The sequence below is a fragment of the Mesorhizobium sp. SARCC-RB16n genome, assembly GCF_008520305.1.
In the GTDB taxonomy this organism is placed as follows: domain Bacteria; phylum Pseudomonadota; class Alphaproteobacteria; order Rhizobiales; family Rhizobiaceae; genus Mesorhizobium.
Window position 1 is genome coordinate 12,923 of record NZ_ML703262.1, and the last position, 16,626, is coordinate 29,548.

At 64.6% G+C, this 16,626-nt stretch carries 18 protein-coding genes; 5 read left to right on the forward strand and 13 right to left on the reverse strand.

The features are described from left to right. Positions 1–4: 4 nt before the first annotated feature. Together ptsP and C7I87_RS08210 are read right to left on the reverse strand one after the other, a co-directional pair. Entirely contained in the window at positions 5–2,275 is a 2,271-nt protein-coding gene (ptsP, locus tag C7I87_RS08205) for a phosphoenolpyruvate--protein phosphotransferase (RefSeq protein WP_149903730.1), read from the reverse strand. Positions 2,276–2,356: 81 nt separating this feature from the next. After that, positions 2,357–3,610, reverse strand: a complete 1,254-nt coding sequence (locus tag C7I87_RS08210) for an aspartate kinase (protein WP_015315600.1) — start codon at positions 3,608–3,610, stop codon at positions 2,357–2,359. A 242-nt stretch (positions 3,611–3,852) separates the two neighbouring features. Between C7I87_RS08210 and C7I87_RS08215 the strand changes: the two genes are divergently transcribed. Both C7I87_RS08215 and ubiG read left to right on the forward strand, forming a co-directional pair. Further along, complete coding sequence (locus tag C7I87_RS08215) at positions 3,853–5,694, forward strand: CHASE3 domain-containing protein (protein WP_149903803.1); 1,842 nt, start codon at positions 3,853–3,855, stop codon at positions 5,692–5,694. Positions 5,695–5,796: 102 nt separating this feature from the next. Continuing rightward, complete coding sequence (gene ubiG / locus C7I87_RS08220; protein WP_149903731.1) at positions 5,797–6,546, forward strand: bifunctional 2-polyprenyl-6-hydroxyphenol methylase/3-demethylubiquinol 3-O-methyltransferase UbiG; 750 nt, start codon at positions 5,797–5,799, stop codon at positions 6,544–6,546. Between the two features lie 45 nt (positions 6,547–6,591). On the opposite strand, the gene C7I87_RS08225 is transcribed toward ubiG, so the two are convergent. Next, entirely contained in the window at positions 6,592–7,482 is an 891-nt protein-coding gene (locus C7I87_RS08225; RefSeq protein ID WP_149903732.1) for a DMT family transporter, read from the reverse strand. Between the two features lie 101 nt (positions 7,483–7,583). On the opposite strand from C7I87_RS08225, the gene C7I87_RS08230 reads away from it, so the two are divergent. Continuing rightward, the gene (locus C7I87_RS08230) at positions 7,584–8,069 is read left to right on the forward strand and encodes a MarR family winged helix-turn-helix transcriptional regulator (protein WP_149903733.1); all 486 of its coding nucleotides are present in this window, start codon (positions 7,584–7,586) and stop codon (positions 8,067–8,069) included. Positions 8,070–8,073: 4 nt separating this feature from the next. Here C7I87_RS08230 and C7I87_RS08235 read toward each other — a convergent pair whose 3' ends face one another. Genes C7I87_RS08235 through C7I87_RS08250 form a run of 4 tightly spaced genes read right to left on the reverse strand, consistent with a single transcriptional unit; the run spans position 8,074 to position 10,474 of the window. Next, a complete protein-coding gene (locus C7I87_RS08235; RefSeq protein ID WP_149903734.1) occupies positions 8,074–8,499 on the reverse strand; it encodes a DUF1178 family protein in 426 nt (141 codons plus the stop codon). Next, a complete protein-coding gene (locus C7I87_RS08240) occupies positions 8,496–9,356 on the reverse strand; it encodes a carbon-nitrogen hydrolase family protein (RefSeq protein ID WP_149903735.1) in 861 nt (286 codons plus the stop codon). The genes C7I87_RS08235 and C7I87_RS08240 overlap by 4 nt, the downstream gene beginning before the upstream one ends. Before the next feature lie 10 nt (positions 9,357–9,366). After that, on the reverse strand, positions 9,367–9,636 hold the full coding sequence (gene grxC / locus C7I87_RS08245) for a glutaredoxin 3 (RefSeq protein WP_149903736.1): 270 nt from the start codon (positions 9,634–9,636) through the stop codon (positions 9,367–9,369). 25 nt (positions 9,637–9,661) lie between these two features. Continuing rightward, positions 9,662–10,474: a ComF family protein gene (locus C7I87_RS08250; RefSeq protein ID WP_149903737.1), complete on the reverse strand. Its 813-nt coding sequence runs from the start codon at positions 10,472–10,474 to the stop codon at positions 9,662–9,664. 64 nt (positions 10,475–10,538) lie between these two features. On the opposite strand from C7I87_RS08250, the gene C7I87_RS08255 reads away from it, so the two are divergent. After that, entirely contained in the window at positions 10,539–11,411 is an 873-nt protein-coding gene (locus C7I87_RS08255) for a methyltransferase domain-containing protein (protein ID WP_149903738.1), read from the forward strand. Positions 11,412–11,431: 20 nt separating this feature from the next. Here C7I87_RS08255 and C7I87_RS08260 read toward each other — a convergent pair whose 3' ends face one another. From C7I87_RS08260 to argJ, 5 genes are all read right to left on the reverse strand, one after another. After that, positions 11,432–11,611 (reverse strand): Flp family type IVb pilin, encoded by a 180-nt coding sequence (locus C7I87_RS08260; RefSeq protein ID WP_140754212.1) that lies wholly within the window; start codon positions 11,609–11,611, stop codon positions 11,432–11,434. 111 nt (positions 11,612–11,722) lie between these two features. Then, positions 11,723–12,037 (reverse strand): hypothetical protein, encoded by a 315-nt coding sequence (locus C7I87_RS08265; RefSeq protein ID WP_149903739.1) that lies wholly within the window; start codon positions 12,035–12,037, stop codon positions 11,723–11,725. Positions 12,038–12,154: 117 nt separating this feature from the next. Then, positions 12,155–12,577, reverse strand: coding sequence for a (deoxy)nucleoside triphosphate pyrophosphohydrolase (locus C7I87_RS08270; protein ID WP_149903740.1), 423 nt, complete (start codon positions 12,575–12,577; stop codon positions 12,155–12,157). Then, positions 12,570–13,322, reverse strand: a complete 753-nt coding sequence (locus tag C7I87_RS08275) for a GNAT family N-acetyltransferase (protein ID WP_149903804.1) — start codon at positions 13,320–13,322, stop codon at positions 12,570–12,572. The genes C7I87_RS08270 and C7I87_RS08275 overlap by 8 nt, the downstream gene beginning before the upstream one ends. Before the next feature lie 29 nt (positions 13,323–13,351). Beyond that, complete coding sequence (gene argJ, locus C7I87_RS08280) at positions 13,352–14,593, reverse strand: bifunctional glutamate N-acetyltransferase/amino-acid acetyltransferase ArgJ (protein ID WP_149903741.1); 1,242 nt, start codon at positions 14,591–14,593, stop codon at positions 13,352–13,354. 309 nt (positions 14,594–14,902) lie between these two features. On the opposite strand from argJ, the gene C7I87_RS08285 reads away from it, so the two are divergent. After that, positions 14,903–15,502, forward strand: coding sequence for a TetR/AcrR family transcriptional regulator (locus C7I87_RS08285; RefSeq protein WP_149903742.1), 600 nt, complete (start codon positions 14,903–14,905; stop codon positions 15,500–15,502). Between the two features lie 75 nt (positions 15,503–15,577). Here the strand turns inward: C7I87_RS08285 and C7I87_RS08290 are convergent, their stop codons facing one another. Continuing rightward, positions 15,578–16,504 carry a peptidylprolyl isomerase gene (locus C7I87_RS08290; protein WP_149903743.1) on the reverse strand — a complete coding sequence of 309 codons (927 nt, stop codon included), beginning with the start codon at positions 16,502–16,504 and terminating at the stop codon, positions 15,578–15,580. Between the last annotated feature and the right edge of the window lie 122 nt (positions 16,505–16,626).

Below are 16,626 nucleotides of genomic sequence, written 5' to 3' on the forward strand. Positions count from 1 at the left end.
GGTGCTACAACGGGATCGAGCGGTCGTCGGCGAAAGCCTGCAGCAACGCCCGCATCGGCAGCCCTTGCGCCGGCGCCATAAGATTGTCGTCGAAGAAAGCCTTCAGTTCCTCCAGGGGCAGCTCCGTCAGCATCGCCTTGACCGGACCGATCGAGGCTGGCGACATCGAGATCGAGCGGAAACCGAGGCCGATCAGCGCCATCGCCGAGATAGGCTTGCCGGCGAGCTCACCGCACAGGGTGACGGGCGTATGATTGCGGGCGCCGGCGTCGGCGATCTGCTTGAGCACGCGCAGGAACGGCGCCGACAGCGTATCGAAGCGGTTGGCCAATTGCGTGTTGCCTCGGTCGACCGCCATGACGAACTGGAACAGATCGTTCGACCCGACCGAGACGAAGTCGACCGCCTTCATCAGCTCGTCGAGTTGGAACAGAAGCGACGGCACTTCCAGCATGGCGCCCAGCTTGAGACTGGTCGGCAGGTGGTGGGCGAAGCGTGAGAGGTGCCGCACCTCGCGGTCGATGATTTCGCGCGCCTGGGCGATTTCGCCGAGCTCGGTCACCATCGGCAGCATCAGCTTGAGTTCACGCCCGCCGCTGGCCTTGAGCAAGGCGCGGATCTGTGTGCGCAGCAAGCCCGGCCGGTCGAGCGTCAGGCGGATCGCCCGCCAACCGAGCGCAGGATTCTCTTCCTGGATCGCGCCCTTGAAATAGGGGAGCACCTTGTCGCCACCGATGTCGATGGTGCGGAAGGTGACCGGCTTGCCGCGCGCGGCCTCGAGCACGTCGCGATAGAGTTTTTCCTGGGCCTCGGCGCGTGGAAAGGTCGAGGCGACCATGAACTGCAGTTCCGTGCGGAACAGTCCGATGCCGGCCGCACCTGCCTCCGCCAACTGCGGCAGGTCGACGGCAAGCCCGGCATTCATCAGCAGGTCGACCTGGACACCGTCCCTGGTCGTCGACGGCTTCTTGCGCAGCTCGCGGTAGACCTCTTGCCGGCGCGCCCGGAACCGCACTTTTTCGGCATAGGCGGCTTCGAGATCGGACTGCGGCCGCAGATGGATCGCGCCCTCCTCGCCGTCGACGATGATGGCATCGCCGTTTTCCGCCATGGAAACGGCGCCCTTCATCTGGCCGGCGACGGGTATTCCCATGGCCCGGGCGACGATGACAACATGGCTGGTCGCCGCGCCATCCTCGAGCACCAAGCCACGCAGCTTGTCGCGGGGATAGTCGAGCAGTTCGGCCGCACCCATCGAGCGGGCGACGATGATGGCGTCCTTCGGCAGCGAGGCCGCGACATCCTCGGGTCCACGCCCCATCAGCTGGCGCAACAGCCGGTTGGCGAGGTCGTCGAAATCGCTCATCCGCTCGCGCAGATAGGGATCGGTCATGTGCAACATGCGGGCGCGCATGTCGCTCTGCACCTTTTCCACCGCCGCTTCCGCTGTCAGACCGTTGCGGATCGCTTCTTCCAGGCGCCGTACCCAGCCGCGATCGTTGGCGAACATGCGGTAGGCTTCCAGCACCTGGCGATGCTCGCCCTCGAAAGCGACATCGCGGCGCTCCAGCATGTCGTCGATCGAGAGCCTGAGCGAACCGAGCGAGGTTTCGAGCCGCCGGACCTCTTCCTCGCTATCCTCGTTGAACAAATTGGTGACGACGATGCGCGGCTCGTGCAGCACGACATGGCCAAGTCCGACGCCGTCGTTGAAAGACAGGCCGGTGAAGCTGACGGGCCGGCGCAGGTCGAGTTCGAGGCCGGGCCGGGTCAGCCGCGCCAGATCGCCGGTGGCGATCATCTCGGCGATGACCATGGCGGTGGTTTCCAGCGCCTCGACCTCGTCGTCGCGGTAGTGGCGCATGGTCTTGTTCTGGACGACCAGGACGCCCAGCGTGCGCCCTGCCCGCAGCACCGGGACGCCGAGGAAGGAATTGTAGATCTCCTCCCCGGTCTCCGGCAGATAGGCGAAGGCCGGGTGTTCCTGCGCGTTGGACAGGTTGAGCGGCCTGGCACTCGCCGCGATCGTGCCGACCAGGCCTTGCCCCAGCCGCAGCTGCGCCAGGTGGACGGCGTTCGGGTTCAGACCCTCGGTGGCGTAGAGTTCGAGCACCGAATCGGCGCGCAGGACATAGAGCGAGCACACTTCGGCGACCATGTTGGAGGCGATGTCGCGCACGATCCGGTCAAGCCGCTCCTGCGGCTCCAGCGGCTCCTGCATGAGCTCGCGGAGCCGTTTCAGCAGAACGCGCGGGCCAACGGCCGTGTCACGCATCGCGGCTTCTTCTCCAATAAACGTCTTGCCGGCGCAGTTTCCGCCGCGCCCGGCAAGTGCGCAACAGCTGATTCAGTCCTGCTACTGCTTATCCAGACCGTAGACGGAATGCAAAGTGCGAACCGCAAGTTCCGTATACGGACCGTCGATCAGTATCGAAATCTTGATCTCGGAGGTGGTGATGGCGCGGATGTTGATCGCCTTGTCGGCCAGCGCCTTGAAGGCGGTGGCAGCAACACCCGCATGGCTCCTCATGCCGATGCCGATGACCGAAACCTTCGACATGCCGGCTTCCGACTGCACGACATCGTAGCCGATCTCGGCTTTCAGCCGATCGAGCACGGCCAGCGCCTTGTCGACATCGCCAGACGGCACGGTGAAGGTCATGTCGGTTAGCTTGCCGTCCTCGGAGATGTTCTGGACGATCATGTCGACATTGATGTTGGCCTCGGCTAGCGGGCCGAAGATTCCGGCGGCGACGCCTGGCCGGTCGCCGACACGGCGCAGCGAAATCTGCGCCTCGTCCTTGGCGTAGGCAATTCCGGTGACGACCTGCTGTTCCACGATCTCTTCCTCGTCGCAAATGAGCGTTCCCGGAGGATTGAGCAAATCCCCCATTCCGGGCGCATCGGGATCGTCGAAGGACGACCGCACGAAGGTACGCACCCTGTGCACCATGGCAAGCTCGACCGAACGCACCTGCAGAACCTTGGCGCCGAGCGAGGCCATTTCAAGCATTTCCTCGAACGATATCTTGGCCAGCCGCCGCGCCTTGGGCTCGATGCGCGGATCGGTGGTGTAGACCCCGTCGACGTCGGTGTAGATGTCGCAGCGGTCGGCCTTGACCGCGGCGGCGATCGCCACGGCGCTGGTGTCGGAACCGCCGCGACCGAGCGTTGCGATGCGGTTGTCCGGCCCGATGCCCTGGAAACCGGCGATGACCGCTACCTGGCCTTCGCCGAAGCGCTTGACCAGGAAGGCGCCGTCGATGTCGAGGATGCGCGCCGCGCCATGCGCATTGTCGGTCTTGATCGGGATCTGCCAGCCCTGCCAGGAGCGCGCATGCACGCCCATGTTCTGCAAGGTGATGGCGAGAAGGCCAGCCGTGACCTGTTCGCCGGAAGCGACGACTGCGTCATATTCGCGTGCGTCGTGCATCGGCGAGGCCTCGCGCGTCCAACCGACCAGTTCATTGGTCTTGCCGGCCATCGCCGAGACCACCACCGCCACCTCGTGGCCGGCGTCGACCTCGCGTTTGACGTGACGCGCCACATTGCGGATGCGGGCGATGTCGGCGACGGATGTCCCGCCGAATTTCATCACGATACGCGCCATGGAAGCGAAACGCCTTTGACTGGAGCCGGCCCGGGCCGAAAACGGAAGAAAAGCGCCCGGCTGGCGCCGGCCGCTGAATGCGCGGCCTCCTTAGCCAAATGGGGAAGGTTTCGCAAGGCTGACGGCGGATTGCGTAACAACACGACATATTGCCTTCCGGGCCGGCGCCGCTTACCAAATGCTGCCCGCGGGGAATTCCTTTTGGTTCGGCACAACAGATGATTGCTCGTCTTCGGCGCGCCATGCGATTGCAATCGCTCCCGCTTGTCGTGGGCTTCGCGGTGCTCGCGCTTATCGTCGGCACCCGTGCCCTGCTCGTCGAGGGCCAAAGGGCCAATCGTGCCGCCGCGCGCGAGACAATCGAGTACCAGGAACAGCTTTCCGGGCTGCTTTCATTGGTGCAAGACACCCAGAGTGGTCAGCGCGGCTACCTGCTGACCGGTGAACAATCCTATCTGGAGCCCTACCGGAAGGCTGTCGAGGCAATTCCGGGACAACTGGCGCGGATCGACAGCGCGACGACGGCTCCCGACGATCAGATCGCCCAGCAGATCGGACACATCAAGGACGCGCTTTCAAAACAGCAGGCCGAACTGGCCGAGACCATAGCTCTCTACGATCATGGCGATGCGGCAAAGGCCCTGCAACTGGTCCGCAGCGGCCAGGGCAAGGCCGCCATGGACGAAATCCGAGCCAGCATGGACACGATCCGGCGTGTCGGCGCAGCCGCCGTGGCCGCGCGCGACGAGCATACCGACCGGGTCGAGGCCTGGTTGCGCATCGGCTCGCTGGCTGCGTTGCTGGCGATTTTCCTGCTTGGCGCCTACACCGTCCGTCAATCGCGCCGCCGCTTCCGCGAGGTGGTCGTCGCCCAGGAAGAGCTGATGCGCAAGAACATCGAGCTCGGTAACGAGATCCAGACGCGTGAAAAGGCCGAATCCCAGATACGCCAGATGCAGAAGATGGAAGCCGTCGGGCAATTGACCGGCGGCATCGCCCACGATTTCAACAACATGCTGGCGGTCATCCTCAGCGCCATGAACCTTGCCCGGCGCAAGCTGAAGCGGGGCGAACATGACATTGAAAAGCTCGTCGAGGCCGCGACAGACGCAGCCAGCCGTGCCGCCGATCTGACCTCCCGCCTGCTTGCCTTCTCCCGCCTGCAACCTCTGGCGCCGCAGGTTGTCGACACTAACCGGCTGTTGACCGGCATGTCCGATCTTCTGCGCCGTGCCCTGGGTGAAGGCATCCGCATCGAAACGGTGTTGGCGGGCGGGCTGTGGAAAACCCACGCCGATCCCAGCCAGATCGAGAACGCGATCCTCAATCTGGCTGTCAATGCCCGCGATGCCATGGAGAACGAGGGCAAGCTGACCATCGAGACCGTCAACAGCCACCTCGACGAGGCCTATGCATCGACGCACGCCGAAGTCACGCCTGGCCAATACGTGATGATCGCGGTAACCGACACCGGTGCGGGCATGTCGCCCGAAATCATCGCCAGGGCATTCGAGCCCTTCTTCACCACCAAACCGGTCAACAAGGGCACGGGACTTGGGCTGAGCCAGGTGTTCGGCTTCGTCAAACAGTCGGGCGGCCACGTCAAGATCTACTCCGAACCCGGCGAAGGCACGACGATCAAGATCTATCTGCCCCGGTTTTTTGGACCGGAGGAGCCGGCCGCGCTCGCCGAGCGCGGCAAGAGCGCCGCCAAGGCCACCGAGACGATCCTCGTCGTCGAGGACGACCCCCGCGTGCGGGCCTCCACGACGGACGTCATGCGCGAACTCGGCTACACCGTCATTCAGGCCGGAAGCGGCCAGGAAGCCCTCGAGAAGCTCGCCGCGACACCGGGCATCGCCCTGCTTTTCACCGACATCGTCATGCCGGTGATGAATGGCCGCAAGCTCGCCGAAGAAGCGCTCGCGCGCCAGCCCGGGCTGAAAGTGGTCTTCACCACCGGCTTCACCAGGAACGCCGTGGTCCACAACGGCGTGCTCGACCATGACGTGCACTTCCTGGCCAAGCCGTTCACCATCGAGCAGCTGGCAGCGAAGCTGCGCGATGTTCTGGACTCGAAATAGGCTGGCCTTTGGTCGGCCCAGTCGCTTTGTCAGCATTGAAAATTGTTGGCTTGACATTCGATGCCTCACGCCCGACTTCCTAGCGTCCGAGGAGACCAACCGATGCCCGAGCCCCGACGATCGACGATCGATGCCGGAGAAGTGGAACGCTTTTCCGCCCTTGCCGCCGAATGGTGGAACCCGAACGGCAAGTTTCGTCCACTGCACAAATTCAATCCGATCCGGCTTTCCTATATCCGCGACCAGATCGCGGCGCGCTTCGGCCGCGACCCGCGCGCGGCGCGGCCGTTCGAGGGCCTGCGTATCCTCGACATCGGCTGCGGCGGTGGCCTTTTGTGCGAGCCGATGGCGCGGCTCGGCGCCGAGGTGGTCGGAGCGGACGCCTCCGAAACAAACATAGAAGTGGCGAAACTGCATGCCGCCGAAGGCAATGTGAGCATCGACTATCGCGCCACGACGGCGGAAGATCTCGCCGAGGCCGGCGAAAAATTCGATGTCGTCCTCAACATGGAAGTGGTCGAACATGTCGCCGACATAGACTTGTTCGTCGCCAAATGCGGCGAGATGGTCAAGCCCGGCGGCATCATGTTCGTGGCCACCATCAACCGCACGCTGAAGGCGCTCGGCCTGGCCATCATCGGCGCCGAATATGTGTTGCGCTGGCTGCCGCGCGGCACCCATCAGTTCGGCAAGCTGGTGCGCCCGGAAGAGCTGGAAAAGGCGCTTGGCGCAGCCGGCCTGACCATCATCGACCGCACCGGCGTCACCTACAATCCGCTTGCCGACCGCTGGGCGCGGTCGAAGGACATGGACGTCAACTACATGGTGCTGGCGGAAAAGAGATCGGTCTGAACGGCCAATCTTCAGCCGTCGGCGACAGAAGTAAGCCCGAACCGGTCAGGCGGTCTGGCTCTGCGCCTTGGTGGTGATGAACACGCCGGCGGTGATGATGACGGCGCCGACCCAAGTCAGCAGCTGATAGTGTTCGCCAAGGAAGATCGTACCGGCAAACAGCCCGACGGCCGCCGCGACATAGCCGATCTGGCTGAGATAGACCGGACCGCCCACCGACTGCAGCCTGAAGAAGAAAGCAAACATCGCCGATGCCGAGGCCATCTGCGCCACCACGGTGAACGGCACGGTGCCGAGCTGGACGAAGGCCTTGCCTCCAAGCAAGGTCAGGATGCCGACGAGCAGCATCGTCCCGGACGCCAGATGGCTGCCGACGGCTAGCTCGATCGGGCCGGTGCCTTCCGGCCAGTCGACCGTACGGTAGATGTTTCCGGTGGCAAGGCTGACCGGGATCAGCAGCCCCATCACCACCCAGAACACGTCGGCCGGCTGGCCGGCCTCGCCGCGTGTCACCGCCACCATGACCGCGCCGACGAAGCCCACGGCGATGCCGGCAATGCCCAGCATGTTGGGGCGCCTGACACCGAGCAGGATCGAAAACACCAGCGTGATGACAGGCGAGAGCGTGAACATGATGCCGGTGTAGCCGGCGCCCAGATGTGGAATGGCCGAAAACATCAAGAGATTGGGGACGGCATAGGACACCGCGGCGGTGACGAAGAAATAGCGCAGTTTGTGCGCGGTGAGCCGGATGCGCTGGCCGCGCAGCAGCAATACGATAAGAAGCACGCCGCCGGCGCCGAGCGAGATGACGAAGGCCCAGACCATGGCTGGCACGCCGGCCGCCGTGGCGAGCTTGCCGAAAGGCAGCGTCAGGCCGAGCAGGCCGCCGGTGACGACCAGCAGGCCGAGCGCCGAATCCCAGAGAAGTTTCATCGAATGATCCTGTCGCTGCGAGGTCGCGCTTGGCGATCACTCAAACTTAAAGTAAGATAGCGTAAAGATTCTTAACGTCAAGATACTTTTCGGTGAGGCATATGGACCGTGCGGCGAGAGCGATAGAGCAATGGCGGAAGGAGCGGCCGGACCTTGACGTCACGCCGATGGGAGTGATCGGCCGCCTGAATGAAGCGTCCTCGCTGATCGCGCGCGACCGTCTCGCGCCCCTCTTTGCCCGTTTCGGACTGCAGGCGGGAGAGTTCGATGTGCTGGCGACGCTGCGCCGCTCAGGCTCGCCTTACGCGCTGACGCCGACAGGGCTTTACGAGGCGACGATGGTGACCTCCGGCGCCATGACCAACAGGCTGGACCGGCTCGAAGCATCCGGATTGATCCAGCGCGCGCCGCATCCCAACGATCGGCGTGGCATCGTCGTGCGGCTGAGCGACAAGGGCCTCGCCTTGATCGACGAGGCTGTTGCCGCCCATGTGGCGAATGAGCACCAGATCCTTTCCGGCCTGACGCAGACCGAACGAGAAACACTTTCGCGTCTGCTTGAAAAACTGATTGGCAGCGTGAGCTGATCGCTCAGTGCCGGTCGTCCGGAAACACCGGGATCGGCATGAAATCGACGCCGTCCTCGGCTAGGCCCTTGGCCTCTTCCAGCGTCGCCTCGCCATAGATGCCGCGCGCATCGGTTTCGCCGAAATGGATTTTGCGCGCCTCTTCAGCGAACTTGTCGCCGACATAGTCGGCATTCTCGCGCACCTTCTCGGCCATCGCCTTCAGTTGCGCCATGGCCTGCTTCTGCGCCTCGCCCATGGCAAGCGCTATGGTTTCCTGCTTGCGTGCCGTGGACACGGCCGGCGCCATCAGGGCCTTCTGCACTTGGTGCGAACCACAGCTGGGGCAATCGACAAAGCCGCGCTTCTTCTGCGTGTCGAAATCGTCATTGCTGCGAAACCAGCCCTCGAACTCGTGCTCGTTTTCGCAGATCAGGGAAAAGCGGATCAAGACGCCGCACCCCTGAGACGCGGCGCCTCGCCGGCATTGATGGTGAAATCCCGCGCGTTCTTCAAATTAGGGATCTTCTTGCGCGCCGCAAGCGACTGCGCCGGGTCGATCTCGGCGACAATCACACCAGGCTCGTCATGGGCGGCTTCCGCAATGATGCGGCCCCACGGATCTACGATCAGCGAATGCCCATAGGTCTCGCGGCCGTCCTCATGCAGGCCGCCCTGCGCGGCGGCGACGACAAAGGCCCCGTTCTCGATGGCGCGTGCCCTGAGCAATACGTGCCAATGCGCCTCGCCGGTCTGGCGGGTGAAGGCCGCGGGCACGGAAAGCAGGTCGGCCCCGGCCATCGCCTCGGTGCGGAACAGTTGCGGAAAACGCAGATCGTAGCAAACGGCAAAGCCGAGCGTCGCGTCCCCGATCCCGGTGACGACGGCCTCTGTGCCGGGCTCGTAGGCGGCCGATTCACGCCAGCTCTCGCCATTGTCGAGATCGACGTCGAACATGTGGATCTTGTCGTATGTGGCGAGCGTCGCACCGTCCGGCCCGAACAGGAGCGCGCGGTTGGCGAGCTTGCCGTCGGCGCGCAAGATAGCGGTCGAGCCGATATGCAGGAACACGCCGAGTTCGCGCGCCAGCCTGCGCGCGGTCGAGACGACGATGTCCTTGTCCTCGGAGGTGAAGGACGCGGCACGCGCTTCCTTGTCGCGTATCAGCGCACCGGTCATTTCAGGCGTCTGGATGTACGTCGCGCCCTGCCCGGCTGCTTCACGCACCATCCGTTCGAGGTCGACCGCATTGCGCTCGGGGCTCTCTCCTGAACGCATCTGGATCGCAGCGGCCTTGAAAACACCCATTGTCATACCCTCAAATCGACGAGCCGTTGGCGAGCAGTTTGTCCAGCCGGCCTTCTGCCTCCAGATCATGGAGGTCGTCGCAGCCGCCGACATGCGTGTCGCCGATGAAAATCTGCGGAAACGTCATGCGCCCGTGGGCTCGCGACATCATCTCCTGGCGCAGTTCCGGTGAGAAGGAAGCGTCGTGTTCGGTATAGGCGACGCCCTTGCGCTCCAGCAGCCGCTTGGCCGCCGTGCAATAGCCGCACATCATGCGCGTATAGATCGTGACATCGACCATGACGAATTCCGCTTCCGTTGCCGACTTATATAGTCGCGGACTCGTCCGCCCGGAAGTCCCCCGGCAACACGCGGGCAAAGGTCAGCACGTCGACGGCGGCAGCGCCTCCCTTTTTCAGCGCCTTGGTGGCGGCACGTACGGTGGCACCGGTGGTGTAGACATCGTCGATCAGAAGCACCCTGCGGCCGGCAATTTCGATCTCGGTCTCGGCGGGTACGCGAAACGCGGCGCGCACGTTCTCCTCACGCTCCTGCCGCTCCAGCCCGACCTGCTGGCGCGTGAGTTTCACGCGATGCATAGCGGAAGGCGCGAAAGAGAGCCCGCTGAGCTCGCAAACCGCGCGCGCCAGTTCCGCCGATTGGTTGAACCGCCGCCTGAAGAAACGGCGCCAATGCAGCGGCACGGGCACCACCACATCCGCGTCGGCGATCAGGTCGGCGCCCACGCGGACCATCCAGCGCGCCATCCAGGGAGCGAGATCGGTGCGGTCCTGGTATTTCAGCCCTTGCACCATCTGGCGGGCAACGCCGGAATAGGCGACCGCGGCCCGCGCCCGTTCGAAGGGCGGCGGATCGGCGATCGCCTCCGCCGACAGAAAACCCTCGCCCATATGATGGGTGAACGGCGTGCCCATTACCGGGCACCACGGCCGCTCCAGCAGCCGCAGCTTCGGCCAGCAGGCGCCGCACAGCACGCCGGGCTGCGAGACCTGCCGGCGGCAGCCGGCGCAGACCGGCGGAAACAGGATGCGCGCTGGCCAGCCCAGAACCGAGCGGGCTGCCGACCCGGCCAGCTTCCTGATCTCGTCGGACTTGATCTCTGGCATCGGATCGGCCACGTGGTAGGTTCCTCGGCGCCACCATACCAACATATCAGGGCGCGGACATACAAGGACCCATCCCTTGCAGCCTATAATGGATACCTCTCTGTGGCTGGCACATAAGCGGCGCGCGCTCATCCATCCGGTCGACGGTGCCGACTTCCTGATGCACCGCGCCGCCGAGGACCTTGCCGACCGGCTGGGTGCCGTCGAGCGCAGGTTCGCCAAGGCGGCGGCGCTGTTTTGCCAGACCCCGGCCGCGGCCGATGTCCTTGCGCGGAGCGGCAAGGTAGCCGATATCGCGCGTGTGGAGACGGACGCGGCCTTCCTGCATGGTGCCGCCGGCCTGATCGCGCCGCTGGAGACCGTGCCGTTCGAGCCACAGGGTCTCGATCTGGTGGTGTCGCTTTTGTCGCTGCAGACGATGAACGACATCCCGGGCATGCTGATCCAGATCCGCCGCGCGCTGCGGCCGGACGGGCTTTTCCTCGGCGCCTTCGCGGGCGCCGGCACGCTTTCGGAACTGCGCGAAAGCCTGCTTGCCGCCGAGACCGAGCTCTACGGTGGCGCCAGCCCGCGCGTCATCCCGTTCACCGATGTGCGTGACGCCGGGGCACTGCTGCAGCGCGCCGGTTTCGCGCTGCCGGTCGCCGACGTCGAGACGGTGACGGTGCGCTATGCCAACCTGTTTGCCCTGATGGCCGATCTGCGTGCCATGGGCGAAACCAGCGCGCTTGCCGACCGCAGCCGGCGGCCGGGCTCACGCAAGTTGTTTGCCCGCGCCGCGGAAATCTACGCCGAGCGCTTTTCCGATCCCGATGGTCGCATCAGGGCAAGTTTCTCGATTGTCTGGATGTCCGGCTGGGCGCCCGACGCGTCGCAGCAAAAGCCGCTGAAGCCCGGTTCGGCCAAGGTTTCGCTAAAGACTATATTGGAGGGTCCTGAAGGACATTGATCCGTTCGCGGGCACTAGTGCTAGGGGGCGAAGGCGTTGGCAAGCCTGCTGGAATCGTCGCTGAACAACCAGGTAATCGAATTGAAGACCTGGCTGATACCGCCGATGATCGTCAGCGACAGCACGCAGACAATCAGGCCGTATTCGACGGCCGTGGCGCCGTTTTCGTCCTTCAGAAAGCGCAGCAGCACTGTTTTCATCACCTCATTTCCCCCTTGCCGCGACCCTACCGCCGATCTGTTAAGAAAGGTTAACGGCAAAGGCTTAACAGCCGATGAAGTCGCCGCCATTCGGAAATGTCTTAACTTTTGTCAGCAATCGCCACTGCTTTTGCCATCGGAGCGGATAATGCAGACCCCGCCTGGCTCGGCCTGCAGCACGCTGCGGCGCACCGTATAGGTGCTGCGATGACCGATCGAAGCGGTGGCCGTCATGTCGAGGCCGGGGAAATCATCGCGAGCCATTTGCGAACGCGTCTGGCTGTCGAGGAAGGGTGTCGCGATCAGCGCCAGCGCCACCGCGGCCGATCCGAACAGTAGCGTGACCCGCAGGACGCCCATGCCGGCATCGGCGGCACGAAAACCGCGGTCGGGCCGGATCGAATCCCAATCCCTGTCCAGGCTCATTCTATCGCTCCCCGGTGAATGGCGACGGCCGCACGAAAACGGCCATGCATCAATTTTTCATGATGAGATAAATCTTCCATTAACGCTGGCTGATAGGACCGTGGTCCAGTCATATCCTCAGAGAAGATCGATCAGGAACGGGATCAACGGCGCATCGGCAGGCGGCATCGGATAGTCGCGCATCTGTTTCGGCCGCACCCATTTCAGCGCCTGCCCTTCCCTCGGCTGGGCGATGCCGCGGAAACGGCGGCAGACAAACAGCGGCATCAGCAGATGGAAGTCGTCATAGGAATGGCTGGCGAAGGTCAGCGGCGCCAGGCATGGGATCTCGGTTTCGATGCCGATCTCCTCATGCAGTTCACGGACGAGGCATTGTTCCGGCGTCTCGCCGGCTTCGACCTTGCCGCCGGGAAACTCCCACAGGCCGGCAAGTTGCTTGCCTTGCGGCCGCTGTGCCAGCAGCACGCGACCGTCGGCATCGACCAGCGCGCAAGCGGCGACCAGGAGCAGGCGCTTGCCGCTGGATGTCAGATCATTCATGTCCGGGCGGCCGGCGGTAGTGATAGCGATAGACTTCCTCGAAGCCGAGCGCGCGGTAGAGCGCCAGCGCCGGCGCGTTTCCCGCCTCCACCTGCAGCCAGGCTTCCCGCGCGCCGCGCAGTCTCGCCCATTTCAGTGCCGACAGGATCAGGTTGCGGCCGTGCCCCTTGTTGCGCGCCGCCTTGTCGGTGGCGACCTCGAACAGGCCGGCGAGATCGCCGTCATGCACGCAGATCAGCGTCGCCAGCGGCTCCGCGCCATCCTCGAGCGCGAACAGCCCGGCTTCGGGCTGGATGGCGCCAATGATCTCCGACAGGCCGGGCCGCAACGATACGTTGGAGCCGCTGACCTTGAGCAATGCGCCGATGAAGCGGCTGATGTCTTTGAGTGGAATCTGGTCCATGGCGGCGTCGAGCTGCGCGTCGGCCAACGGCAGCCGCATGACGAGCGATTCGTCGAAGCGGCTCCAGCCCTCCTTGTCGAGATGGCTGGCAAGATCGGGGCCTGACAGTGGCGACATGCGGAACGTCAATGGCCGGCCATAGGCGTCGAAGCGGCGGCTCGCGCGACCAATGCGGTCGGCGATATGCTGGACGTCGCCGGGATCGAGCGGGTTGACCGAGTTCAGCCGCTTGGCCGGATGGCCGGCGGTCAGTCGCACCACCCAGGTGCCGTCATAGTGGACGGCGGCCGCGGGCCAGGCGCGAAAGCCGGCCGCCTCGTAGCGGCGCACGGTCGCGAGCATGCTTGCCGGATGGCGCGAAACCAAGGCGATCAGCTCCGGTAATCGCCATTGATGGCGACATATTCCTTGGTGAGATCGCAGGTCCACACCGTCGCCTTGCCGCGGCCGATGCCGATATCGGCGCGGATGCGGATGTCGTCGCGCTTCATGTAGGCCGAGGTCGCGGCCTCCGAATAGGCGGGATCGCGCTCGCCCTCATGCGCCAGCCTGTTGTCTCCAAACCAGATCGACAGAAGGTCGCGGTCGGCGGGTTCGCCGGCCTTGCCGACGGCCATGACGACGCGGCCCCAATTGGCGTCCTCGCCGGCGACCGCCGTCTTGACCAGCGGCGAATTGGCGATCGACAGCGCGATGCGCTTGGCCGAGCGGGCCGACTTGGCCCCGGTGACGGTGACTTCGACCTGCTTGCGGGCGCCCTCGCCGTCGCGCACCACCTGCAGCGCCAGCGACTTCAGCACCTTGCCGAGCGCCCGGCGGAACTGACCGAGGCGGGCATCTCTGGGATCGGTGATTTCAGGCGCGCCACGCTTTGCCGCCTTGCCGGTGGCGAACAACAACAGCGTGTCGCTGGTCGAGGTGTCGCTGTCGACGGTCACCGCATTGAACGTCTTGGCCGTGCCCCGCGACAGCAGGTCCTGAAGGACCGGTGCCGCGATCGGCGCGTCGGTGGCGATGAAGGACAGCATCGTCGCCATGTCGGGCGCGATCATGCCGGCACCCTTGGAAATGCCGTTGATGGTGACATCGGTGTCGCCGAGCCTGACCGTCTGCGTCGCCACTTTCGGATAGGTATCGGTGGTCATGATGGCCTTTGCAGCCTCGGTCCACAGGTCCGGCTTGCCGTCGCTGACCAGACCGGAAAGCAGGTGGCTGAACTTGGTTGCGTCGAGCGGCTCGCCGATGACGCCGGTCGAGGCCAGAAAAACTTCGTTTGCCGTGCAGCCCGCGGCCTTTGCCGCCGCCTCGCCCGTCAGCGCGGTCGACTCGCGGCCCTTCTTGCCGGTGAAGGCGTTGGCGTTGCCGGAATTGACGACCAGCACCCGCGCCTTGCCGGCGCCGAGGTTCTGCCGGCAGAAATCGACCGGCGCCGAGGGGCATTTCGACTTGGTGAACACGCCGGCGACCGCGGTACCGGCATCGAACACCATGGCGAGCAGGTCCGTGCGGTTCTTGTACTTTATTCCCGCTTCTGCGGTGGCAATGCGCACCCCCTCGATTTCAGGCATCTTGGGGTATTTCTTCGGCGCGAGCGGCGAAATCGTCGTGGACATAGGGACCTCGGGCGGGAAAATCGCAAGGGAAGGCCGGTTTGCCCGATACGGCGCGCCGGCGCAAGCGCGTTTTCGTCGCTCCCGCCAGGGGGCAAACCCGTTCAGGATTAGGCTTGCATTTCAAATCTGTTGGCGTCGCCGGCGGCGTTATGATCCTCCGCATGGATGGCGCATCGTGTCCGAGACGTCGCAGGCGATGCGACGACCCTCGCCTGATGATGGCGGCGCTCCTGCGTCAAGAAACGGAGCGTTTCGTTTCATCGCCGGATCACTTATCATTGCAAGCGAATTGAAACGAGGGCGACAGGCATGGCCGACGAGGCGGATACGGCGCGCAAATCGATCGGTGCGCGGCGCAATCCCGACAGTGCGGATGCCATTCTGGAGGCCGCCGAGGCCGTACTCGTCGAGGCCGGTTATGCCGGCTTCTCGATCGAAGCGGTGGCGCGCCGCGCCCGCGCCGGCAAACCGACGATCTATCGCTGGTGGCCGAGCAAGGCGGCACTGCTGCTGGAGGTCTACCAGCGCCAGAAGCGCGTCGACGTTCCCGATACGGGAAAACTGGAAGAAGATCTCGTCGGCTTCCTGATGAACCTGTTCTTCCACTGGCGCGAGACGTCGTCGGGCAGCGTGTTCAGGTCGCTAATCGCCGAGGCGCAGTCGGATCAAACCGCGGCCGCCGCCCTTGCCGGCTATGCCGGCGGGCGACGCTCCCACACCGGCCAGATCGTCGAACGCGCCAAGGCTAGGGGCGAGATCGCGAGCGATATCGATCCGGCCGTGGTCGCCGACCTCCTGGCGTCCTACGCCTGGCGGCATCTCCTGACCAACCGGCTCGACGAGCCCGAAGCGACGATCCGCAAGGTGGTCCATTATCTCCTGCAAGGCATAGCGGCACCCGGCAGGTAGGCATCGCCGGCTCGTGCCAACAGAAAGGGCGCGGCGCCTTCCGGCTGCCGCGCCCTTTTCCGAAGCTGTTCGGGCTTACTTGGCGCTTTCCAGCGTGTCGACGGCCTTCTTCAGGTTGGCGTCGGGGATCTCGACCTTGGCGTCGGCGCGCAGCGACTTGACCAGGGCGAAATACTTGTCGCGGATGACGGCCTGCTTGGCCTGGTCCTTGACGTCGTCGAACGCCGGCGGCTGCTTGGCGCGCTTGTCCTCGAGCTTGATGACATGCCAGCCGAACTGCGACTGGACCGGCTGCTCGGTGTACTTGCCGACATCGAGCGCGAAGGCCGCCTTGTCGAACTCAGGCACCATCTGGCCAGGTCCGAACCAGCCGAGGTCGCCGCCATTGGACTTGCCTGAGGGATCGCTGGTGTGTTCGTTGGCGAGCTTCTGGAAGTCGGCGCCGCCGTCGAGCTGCTTGATGATCGCCTCGGCCTCTTCCTTCGTCTTCACGAGGATGTGACGGGCATGCACCTCGTTGACCGGCGGGGTGTTGGCGATTTCCTGGTCGTAGCGGGCGCGAACCTCGGCATCGGTGACCTTGTCGACGACACCCTTCTCGACCATCTCGCCATGCAGCGCGCGCTGCTGCAGGAAGGCCATCCGGCGCTGGAAGTCGGGATCCTTGTCAAGACCGTCGGTAACGGCTTTGGCGGCCATGACCCGGATTTCGATGGCCGCCGAAAGCGCAGCGGCGCGGCGCTGTTCGGGCGGCAACTGCGCGAACTGCTGCGACAGCTCGCCCTCGGCGAGCACCAGATCGGCTTCGGTCAAGGGCTGGTCGTTGACGGTGGCGATCACGGTATTCGGGTCGACCGGCGCCGCGGCAGGTGCCGCCGCATCCGCGGGGGCGGCCGGTGCTGGAGCGGTCTCCTGCGCCATCGATGGCGACAGGCAAAGAGCCGACAGGCCGAGAGCCAGGCCAAGGCTGGCAAGCGACGCGCGGCTGAACAACAAGGACATAAGGATGACTCCGGTGAGGGATTGTAAGGAGGGCGGCTTCCAGATCAGCCAGATTGTGGCGGAATTTGGCGCGACCGGCAGGGCCAGCGCGGCGTTGACATCAGTTGAGCCCCCTCTTATCT